Origin of the sequence: Streptomyces sp. NRRL F-5630 (genome assembly GCF_000719475.1) — a bacterium.
Lineage (GTDB): Bacteria > Actinomycetota > Actinomycetes > Streptomycetales > Streptomycetaceae > Streptomyces.
The window spans coordinates 32,546-42,432 of sequence record NZ_JOGO01000053.1 but is presented as its reverse complement, the minus strand read 5'-3'; the positions used below and the strand labels follow the sequence as shown (position 1 = coordinate 42,432).

Below are 9,887 nucleotides of genomic sequence, written 5' to 3'. Positions count from 1 at the left end.
TTGAACTGCGGCGGATAGTTCTTCATGACCACGAGATGTCCGTTCTCAGATCCTCAGGATCCAGTGTCTCGTGTGTCCAAGATCCGGGGTCAAGGCCCGTCTGCGCACGTCGAGCCACTGCCGATGCCGGGCAAGCCCGCACCGCATGCGGACGGCAGGGGTGCCTCAATGTCCTTGCTCAAGCAGATGGGCAGCGATGGCCCGCAATGCGGTGAGCAGCGTTTTGGCCACCTCGTCCGGCGGCTTCCCTCTGGTTACCGGCAGGCGGTTCAAGCCATAAACGCCGTCCGAGACCGGCGGTGGCTTTCATCGTGCGGGCGTGCTGACGGAGCCGTTTCCCGACCCTGAACAGTAGGAGGTTGCATGCTCTGTGCCTCCTGCTGCGGACCATCGGGCGTCATCCGGGAACAGCCCCAGGCCCGGGAAGCCATAGCAGGTGAATTGTTCCTCAATCGCATGATCCAAGACGCCGAGAGCCTCGACCGCATGTGTGCGGAGCAGGAGCAGACCGGCCACGGGGAGACGCGCTGTCTTGTACGACGCATTCTTCTGGCGCCAGGTGATGGCGGGCTCGACCGGGGGTCAGTGCCGTGACGCTGGCTGCTCAGCATGAGGAGGAAGGAGAGCGAGGTACCGCTGTTAACGACTGGCACCTTTCAAGAGGGCAGACTCAGCAAGGCACTGTCACGCTGGGTTCACGGGGCAGATCGAGTCTCCGCTCAGACTTCCGCTTCGGGCGCTCTCCCCCAACGCTCGCCATAGCGATGCGCCTGGCTGCTGCCCCTGGATGGTCAGCCCGCTCCACATCAGCCGGGTTCGCCCCGACCGCTCCAGCCCCAGCAACACTCCCGCCAGCCGCCCAGACCCCTCACCACAGCCTTTGCAGACCGGGGTCCGCCACAGCGATGACGGCGAGTCCGGGGAGACGTAGCAGCGGCCCCCGCCCCGCACTCGAGTACGTGTGCCCGACGCTATGTCATCGCCATGCAGCAGGTGCAGTACACCGTCCATGTCAATGCGGATGAGCTGTGTGCTCTGTGTTGCGTGCCGTGGGGGCATCTGACTGTGAGCCGGTGTGGGCTCTCCCGGCGGCCGATTGAGCTGGCGCCCCTTTGACAGTACGGCGTCAAAGACGGTGTAGGCCCTGTGCTCACGCCTGCCGAGCCAGGATGCGGTCAACAGTCTGCTGTTGAGGCAACAGACTGCTGACCGCGTGGACGGGTCGCTCATGCACTGACGGCGGCTGAAGTGACGCGCCAGCGCCCGCCGGACCTGCAGCTGGGCAATGCTGCGCTGCATCGGACGCGGGGCGAGGAGCGTGGCTAGACAGCCGAACGCTGACGACTTGCGGCAAGGTCGTTGAGGGCACCGTTCACTACGTGCCAGGAGACATTGAATGTGTCGCGGTCGGGTCTGTAGGACTCGCGGTATTCGCGGTGGGGATGGACGAAGTTGCGGTAGTCGCGCAGGGCGTGGCTGAAGGACGTGACATCCGCGTCGATCCAACCCGCGTCGCGGCAAATGTTGATCAGCTCATGAAGAGTGATGTTCTGCGGGCTCTTCTTGCCCAGCAGTGTGGCATCCCGTTCCTGCACTGCGGACAACAGGACGCCTTCGAGAAGGCTACCGAGCATGATGGTGGCCGCCACGTGAGCCCCGTTGGCGAAGCAGGTGCGAGCCTCGTCCAGCCGGTGCTCGAGCAGGAGGGCCATGCGCTCGTCCCTGACGATGTCGGACATGGTGGCCTTGAGCTCGACGGGGGCGTGCTGACCGGGGTGGCCGAGCGCGGGGTCACATGCCACGAGCCGCGGCCGGCCTCCGGGGTTCTCCAAGCGCAGCCCCTCGTGGACGAGGAAGCCGTTGACCGCCGAGATGACCTTAGGGAGCTGCTCGGGCTCTTCGTAATACTCGCGGGCGTCAGCGAGCCGCAGCAGAACGTTTTCCAGGGCGCTGGTGTCCGTGCGGCGTTCCATGAAGCGATCGAGGGCCCACTCAGCGCGAGACTCTCCGTCGATTTCGGGCAGGTTTCGCCATCCGGCGTTCTCCAGGAACTCTGCGATCTTGTAGGCCGGACGGTAGAGAAGGTGGTCGTCGCCTCAGAGAACGCGGACCAGTTCCCTGAGGGTGTTGGTGTCGAGCGGAGCCGACACGGCTCCCTGCTTCGTCTGATTCATGCGAGGACCTCCGCGCCGTCGATGCTGCTGCGGCCAACGCCCGGGGTGCTGTGCGCTTCGTTCTCTTCGCTGTTGTCGTCTGCGCTGTCCGGCCCGTGCGGTGCGGCAGACTCGGCTTCGGCATCGACAGTGTTTCCGTCGTCCGGCTCATCCGGCAGATCGAATGGGGTCCACGGTGCGGAACCGGAGGGTGCGGTGGCGGGTTGGGAGTAGTCGGCCGGGCGGATAACCAAACGGTCGAGTTCGTCCCACAGTCCGCGCAGCGCCTCGTCCGGGTCGAAGCGGAACTCGCTCTCCCGTACGCGCCAGAACCGCCAGCCGACCCGGCGCAGTTCACGGTCGCGCCGGTGATCGCGGTCGATCTGATCGCGTGTGACGTGGTGGAAGTAGTCCCCGTCGCATTCGACTGCGAGCCTGCCGCGGGCGCCGACAACGACCAAGTCGATGCTTTTCGTGCCCGCGGGGTACTGAGGAAGTACGTGGTAGCCGCGTTCCTTCAGTCTCAGGTAAACCTGCTGCTCGAACAGCGATTGGAACGGCTGGGTACGCACGTCGGGGCGGACTGGACCGATGTCCTGGTTGGCGGCGAGAACTGCGGGCGGGTTGTCCATGTAGGTGAGCAGATTGAGTCGCAGGTCGTTCGGTTTGAGGCGGTCGGGTGGCACGGAGTGAAAGAGCCACATCTGGTCCTGGGCGCGGCTGGCGGCGACGTTGTACGCCTGCTGTTCGCTGCGAGCGCCGCCGATGGCACGGGGCGCATCGGTGACGACCATCGACAGAAGGATGACGTGCCGTTCGTCGCCCTGGAAGGAGGCGGCGTTGCCGGCCCGGATGCGGTGGTGCTCGCGGGTAGTGGCCGGGATCCGCTGTTCGATCAGACTCTGCAGGAGCTTGATCTGCCCGAAGCCCTGCAGCACGATCACGCCGATCGTCTTGTCCTGGTAGGCCTCGTCGGACGTGAGTTGCTCCAGGGCGTCGACGATCGCTTCCGCTTCCCTGGGGTTGTGGATGCGCCCGTCCCGGCCCACGGTCGCGGCCTCTTCGACGAAGGTGGTGCGCAGCGGGTCGAGACGCTCGCCACCGTACTGGCGCAGCGGCAGGAGCTTGTTGTCGTAGAACGTGCTGGACGACCAGTTGATGATCTCTGGTACACAGCGGAAGTGCTCGTCCAGCCGGATGACCTCGGGGAAGAACGTGGTGAGCAGGCCGTAGAGATTGGTGTGCGGCATGTACAGCTCGCGCAGGCCGGTGGGCATGTCGGGGAGGTGGGCCGCGAGTTTGTCGCGGATCGCCTGGTGACGGCCCTTGCCGGTGACTGGGGGCGCGCACTGTTTGTCGTCGCCAACGACGATGACTCTAGGTGCCAGCCACAACAGGAACAGAGCGTCCATGCCGGCCTGGCTCGCCTCGTCGACGATCACGACGTCGAAGCTGTTGCGCTGGGTCTGGATCATCTCGGCGACCTGAGCGATCGGCATGACCCAGGCGGGCACCGCACCCTGTGCGACGCTCATTCGCTCACGGGCGGCGGCCCGGAAGTGCCCCGCGCTGCGCCCCTTGCCGCGGCCGACGGACGCCATGTGGGTACGGTACGCCTGCAGGGCCGACTTCTGCTCTTGTGTCATGTTCTGTTGGCAGTGCAACCGACCCCATGCCGCGGCGAGTTCACCGGTCACCTCCTCCAGACGCTCCTCCTGCCCGGTCAGCTCGACGTCCAGCCTGCGTTCAAGACCAGGGTCGCGCCTTATGCTGACGAACTGCGCCGCTTTGCCCCAGGCCCATGCTCGTTCCAGAGCCGCCAGACGCGGCTCCCATGCGGGATCGTCGGCCTCGTCCAAGAGGCGACCCGCCAACAGCGGATGTGCGCCCCGCAGCGCCTCGAGGAGTCGGCCGCACCGCCTCCTTCGAGCATCCCGCATATATGCGGCTTCCAGCGCGTCAACAGCCTTGGCGTAGGCGTCGGCATCTTGGTCACGCAGGGCCGCGACGAGTGCCCTCGCCTCCTCGGATGGGCGTTCTCCCTCCGGTGCGGCACTCAGCCCCTCGTCCCAAGAAGCCAGTTTGGCAAGTGCGTCGTCGGCGGCGCGACGTCCACCCAGCGCACCGACCGCGATCACGAGATCCTGCCAAGCCACAGGCGTGGTGAGCAGTAGGCGCACACCGTGCTGAACCAGAAGGGCATCGACCTTCTCACGAACCTGGGCAAAGACACCAATATGCTCCAGCTGGGTGTTCCGGCTGTCCAGTTCGACCAGCCGCACCTCGATGTCACCTGGGGGAAGCGGTGCGTTCGCCTGCCTCCATCGCACGGTCACCGCATCCAGTGCGATGTGGGCGCGAAGCCGGGCAAGGATGTGGTCGAGGTCGCCGGCGGTGCGTGGAGCATGGCCGTCGACGGCGCACAAGGTCAGGATCTCTTGGGCGTTCTTCTGTGCCCGCGATGCGATGCCGGTCAGCCGTTCGCGGACGGTGCGGCCCTCCTTGGCGGCCAGGTAGTCGCGCAATGCCTGCCCTGTGGCGACCATCCGCCCGGCTTGGTCCGGGTCCAGGCCGTCCGGAAGGCGGACGGGGCGCAGGCCCGACTCTTCGAACGCTTGACGCGCCTCGGCGATATCCGGGGCGGTGGCGGTAATGCGCTCCCACAGGCCGAGATCGCCTCGCGAGAGCCGATGCGTGAGGGCGCGTGTGACCCATGAGTCGGTGTCCCAGCGTGTGGCGTCGGCGGGGACGCCGAGGTGGTGCAGGGCCGTGGCCGCTGCATCCAGCTGGAGGGTCAGCTCATCGGTGACGGCCGGATCGAGGGTAGCGAGCTGGTTGCGCAACTCGACCGTGCGCGGCGTCAGCCCGTCATCAGTGACACGGCTCGCGGTGAACGCGGCCTCGACCTCCTCCACCGGCGGCAGCTGCCCGAGCGAAGGCAGCGAGCCGCCTGAGCGCTGTTCGCCCGCGCCACTGCGCAGCAGGAGAAGTAGTTCCTGGGCCTGCTCCGGAGTAACCGGAGGTGTGGCTGCGGCGCCCTCGGGCAGGGCGCCGATCCAGCCGCTCGCCGCACTCTGGTCCTGAACCTGCTGCACGATCTGGGCCAGGGTCCCGTCATAGCCAGGAGCTACGGCCCGGTGCCGGTACTCCTCTTCCCGCAGCGAAAGCACTTGATCGGTAAGGGCGTTGATGCTGCCGCGGATATTCAGGTGGAGCTTTTCAAGGCGGTCAATCTCGGCGCGGAGCGTTTCGGTGTCCGCTCCGGCGACCTGCTCGGTGAGTGCGGTGACGGTGCGGTCCAGTTCGCTCGTGCCGTTCTGGCGGGTCGAGCTCAGCAGCAGGACGCACAGATCGCGCACAGCCGATGGCAGTTTGTCCCGCAGGACGGTCAGAGGCTGGTCACGGGCGCTGGTAACCAGGACGCGCTGCCCCTGAGCGAGCAGAGCCGAGACCAGGTTGGCGATGGTGTGCGTCTTGCCAGTCCCGGGCGGACCCTGCACCACGACTCCGGTCTCCTTCTCCAGACGTCGCAGCACGCTGCGCTGCTGCTCGTTGGTCTTGCCGGGGAAAAGGGGATCGTCACCGAAAAGCGGTGCCTGACGCAGGCCCCGCCCGTCCCACGCTGCACGCTCGGCAGGATCGAGGTTCATCACCATCTGTGCGAGACCGAGCGGCGCGTGTGCCTCCGCCACCATGGTGTCCGAGATCTGGCCGTACACGCGCAGCAAGGCATTGAGATTCCGGGGCCGTAGCACCAGTGCCGGGGCGTAGGTGAGCCGTGCCGCGGGCTCCGGCGCCAGCGGTGGCTGCCAGCGCGCACTGAAGGCGATGCGCTGCTCTGTGGCCCGTTCCTGCCACTGCGAAAGCACTTCCAGGGCATCGGGATGTAGCGGGTGTGTCGACCGAGCGGCGATCTCCTCGGCCAGCGCCGCGCCCCGCTCCCTCACCCAGCCGTCACCAGTGTCCAAGAAGTCCTGGTCCTCCAGGCGCAGCGCACCTTCGGCAGAAAGCCGAACGGTCACCTGTGCCGTTCGTCGGTCCATCGACGTCTCCACCCGCTGAGTGAGCAGATGGCGATGCACGGTCTCCTCACCCGGCCTGGTCCATGCCAACAGCCCGACGGCCAGGACGAGTTCTGTACGGTCGTCCTCAAGGGCCAGCTGCTGATGCCACGCATAGACCTTGTCGTACAGCGCGCGCAGCGGCCGCTCGTGACGTTCTCGCTCGGCCCACTTACGCCACCGCTGCAGCCAGGGCCCGTAGGCGCGCAGCACCTCACTGGCTTGATCGCGCGACAGGGTGGTGCCCGCGTCCTGTTCGCCTTCCTCTTCTGGGGCGCTGGTGAGCGCGGGGAGGTGTGTGCGTCCGGGCCCCGTTTCGGCCAAGGGCGGGTCAATACCGTCGGCGTCCAGGCAGGCTGTCTGATCCACCCACCCCTCGAGCACCTCGGGCAGCTCCGGCGGCGTGGACTGCGAGACGTGATCGAGAAGCAGGACGACGCCGTCCTCACGTGGCGCGGGCCTGCGTACCTGCTCAGGCAGATCGGCCAGCCATAGCCGGTCCCGGCCTCGGTCGTCGCGCTGGCGCTGGTGACTGCTGTGGACCATGTCCCGCAGAAAATTCACGAGTCCGGTGGTCTGCGCGATGACTCCTGGATCGGCCGCATGGCGTCGCGGAGCGTTCACTGTTCCCCTTCCGATCGATGTCGAACGGTCCAGGATGAGGGGTTCCCCGGCGTGCGGCCCACATTTTGCTGAGGATGACCTGATCTGCTCCTCGGCCGAGAGTCGGCGGGGGAACGAAAGCAATTGCTACGCCAGTTCGGCTCGATGGTTGAAACAGGAGGTTGAAATGTTTCAGCGGAGGCGATCGGGCTCAGCAATTGCCACGCACCGGCGATGGCAAGCCCTCTCGGTCTGGCCGGAATGGGCTGCTCCAGCGAGCCTCCAAGGGACTGCATGAGCAGAATGCAAGGCACTCCCCGAGTCGCCCGACACCGGAGAACTCGTGGCGCGGCAAGGGCACGGGAATGTCGAAGTCGACCATCTCGAGGATCCGGCGGACGTTCGCTCTGGCCACTTGGCCCGGACAGCGTGTCGGTCAACTGTGTGTGCTTCTCCGGGCCAGCCAACACCGCCGGGCTGGTTCGCCGAGCCGGAGGAGGTGGTCGCTGACCGACACTGTCGGCCCCTCGCGCTCCTGTTGACTGCGGGCCACTGCAGTGGCGGCCCACAACTCGAGCCCGCACTGCGGCAGATAGCCGTGCCCCGTATCGGCGTCGGACCACCCCGCGCCCGGCCCGACCACGTCCTGGCCGACAAGGCCTACACGTCCCGCGACAACCGCCGCTACCTGTGACCGACACCGGCAACATCGTCATGCTTTTCATCGGCCCCGAAGCCGAGAAGCGCTTCGGCCGCCGGCACTTCATGGAGTTGACTACCTCCCTCACCGCACCCTCCGAGTTCACCGTGCTCGCTGGACGCACCGAGTTCGGCACCACCGACCCCACCGTCCTCACAGAAGAATGGTCAGGCCCGCGCCGCCTGCTGCTGGCTGGCCGCAGCTGGCAGGTCACGTTCATCGACTGGGCCCGACGCCGTGCCTTCGTGGAACCCGTCGAGGACGGTGGCATCGCCAAATTGGCAGGGCAGCGAAGTCCGCGGGCTGTCCTACGTCCTCACCCGCGCCATGCGCGACGTCCTACTCGGCACCGACCCGGCCGTCCGCCTCACCCGCCGCGCCAACGTGGCCCTTGCCGAACTCAGCATGGACCGCACACCCATGAAGTCCACCCGGCGGGCGCCCTGCTGGTCCACGACGCCGACGCCACCCGCTGGTAGATCTGGGCCGGATTCCGGGCCAACGCCACCCTCGCCGCCTCCCTCGGCAACCTCGCCGGCCCCGTACAGCGCTCCACCGACACCCATTTCCGGCTCCGCCAGGACCTCTCCCCCGCCGGCTGTAAGATGGCCCGCGCCGAACTCCCCGACTCCCTCACCCTGCCCACCGTCGGCCCGCGGGCCGTCCCCGGCCTGAAGTTCTCGGCGGCCCTCCCACCCCGCATCGCCACCACCACCCTCGCCGACTTCGAGGGGCGCCCTCGCCGCGGCCCGCGAGCCCGTATGGATGAAATCGTGCATCTGAACAACCCGGCACACAGACGATTTACTGCCGTTGCAGTTCCTTCCCTCTAGCCGGTCTCCTACTGACCTTCGTCAGGAGACGGTCGCAACTCGCCCGGCTCATAGTTAAGTTGATAGGCGCGGACACTGCTGCCGTTCATGCGATAAATCGTGATGTTCGACAGGAACTGCTGCTTGATGTCCAGGATGCGCTGCCGCTCCTTCTCTTCAATCCCGCTGATCCACACCTCAATGTGTTCCGGCAGCTTGAAGGCCAGTCGATAAGCGTCCTCGTCTTCTCGCGGGGAAAGCGTCCACTCAGCAGTTGCGGCTTGCCCCGACCGACGCAGCCGCACAGCGTGGTCGGGGCACTGTTCGGCGTAGGAGAGGAACTGCTCCTGATCCTCGGCGACCAGCGGCAGGATGAACGGGGCCGCGGGGAAGCCCAGCAGCAGCTCAGCCGCAGCGTGCTGTTCCAGGGTGTCGACAAACTGGGCAAGAATCACAGAGGCCGCAGCCTCGAACTGCTCGGCACTGGTATCGACCGGCAGCGACGGCACCCCTACCGGCCATGTTCCGAGAGCCTCGCGGAGCACCTTGCGCATCCACGTCACAGGGAAGCGCGTGACGGCATGGGCGTTCTGCGCCGAATAGAGGCTGGCCGCAGCGATCCGGATCGCATTGCGCAGCCACGTGAAGGACTCCCCGGACAAGTCCACCAAGGAGATCTGGTGGGCGAGGGCATACTGCTGGGCACTCTGAGTGAAGCCATTGGCGGAAAAGAGCGCGTAGGTGTACTGGTAGCGCCGCCGGGGCCGGGTACCGGCATGACTCATGAAGTTTTCGTTGACGTCGTGCAGGACGCCGTGCGCATTGCGCACTACCTCCAGTTCGCATGGCGTCGAGTAGTGCTTGGCTTCCAGGAACAGCCGCACGGGGAGGGAGAATGCGGGGGTAAAAGCGAACTCACCAAGCACGTCCACCTGATGGACCGCACCACGGCCACGAACACGCAGAGCGCCACCGGAACCGATGAGTTCGGCATCGTCCTGTCGAAAGTCGACGAGCAGACGATAGCCGCTGTGCCGGAGCAACCAGGCCAGTGCCTCCTCAAGCAAGTACCCCCGCAACGCGGACCTCTTTGCCATGCCCTGCCCTACCCCTGTCGTGCACCGAACTTGCCAGAGGTGATCTTCTCACCCACTCCTGGACCCGACCGGACCTGCCCCGTGTCCACTGCCACTTGCACGCCGGATCGTTCGCGGCCGCGCGAGCGCACGGAGTGCCGGTCTCGACGACGGACCCCCTCCGCGCGCTCAGCTCGTCGGGTCCCCGGGGCATAGATGCCACCCGCGCCTTTCGGCCAGCCACCGCAACGTGACCTCGCCAAACCAAGTCTGGTGGTGGCGACTGTACGGAGACCAGTCCGCCGGCGAGTGCGCACCCGAGGCCAGGAAGAAGCCAGACAGGGCGGCAAGCGCAGCATCAAGCTGGTCGTAATCCACTTCGCGCACTGTGAGGTGCCAGGAAGAACTTGCGCGCCATCTGTGCGGTGATTCATCATTCCCGCGGACCAGCACGGTCACGGGACGCCGGGGAAGCCGGCCAG

At 66.4% G+C, this 9,887-nt stretch carries 4 protein-coding genes and 1 pseudogene; 2 read left to right on the top strand and 3 right to left on the bottom strand.

The genetic code is table 11. The features are described from left to right. Nucleotides 1-1,322: 1,322 nt before the first annotated feature. Together IF99_RS34105 and IF99_RS0122295 are read right to left on the bottom strand one after the other, a co-directional pair. Nucleotides 1,323-1,973, bottom strand: coding sequence for a hypothetical protein (locus IF99_RS34105; RefSeq protein WP_158716640.1), 651 nt, complete (start codon nucleotides 1,971-1,973; stop codon nucleotides 1,323-1,325). Between the two features lie 197 nt (nucleotides 1,974-2,170). Beyond that, nucleotides 2,171-6,838 carry an AAA domain-containing protein gene (locus IF99_RS0122295; protein WP_078655208.1) on the bottom strand — a complete coding sequence of 1,556 codons (4,668 nt, stop codon included), beginning with the start codon at nucleotides 6,836-6,838 and terminating at the stop codon, nucleotides 2,171-2,173. 496 nt (nucleotides 6,839-7,334) lie between these two features. Here IF99_RS0122295 and IF99_RS35110 point away from each other — a divergent pair. Both IF99_RS35110 and IF99_RS35810 read left to right on the top strand, forming a co-directional pair. Next, a pseudogene (locus tag IF99_RS35110) lies at nucleotides 7,335-7,508 on the top strand (IS5/IS1182 family transposase); the annotation flags it as partial. Next, the gene (locus IF99_RS35810; protein WP_420705700.1) at nucleotides 7,508-7,996 is read left to right on the top strand and encodes a hypothetical protein; all 489 of its coding nucleotides are present in this window, start codon (nucleotides 7,508-7,510) and stop codon (nucleotides 7,994-7,996) included. The pseudogene IF99_RS35110 and the gene IF99_RS35810, both read left to right, overlap by 1 nt. 362 nt (nucleotides 7,997-8,358) lie before the next feature. On the opposite strand, the gene IF99_RS0122285 is transcribed toward IF99_RS35810, so the two are convergent. Next, nucleotides 8,359-9,426: a restriction endonuclease gene (locus IF99_RS0122285; protein WP_030998537.1), complete on the bottom strand. Its 1,068-nt coding sequence runs from the start codon at nucleotides 9,424-9,426 to the stop codon at nucleotides 8,359-8,361. Nucleotides 9,427-9,887: the final 461 nt, after the last annotated feature.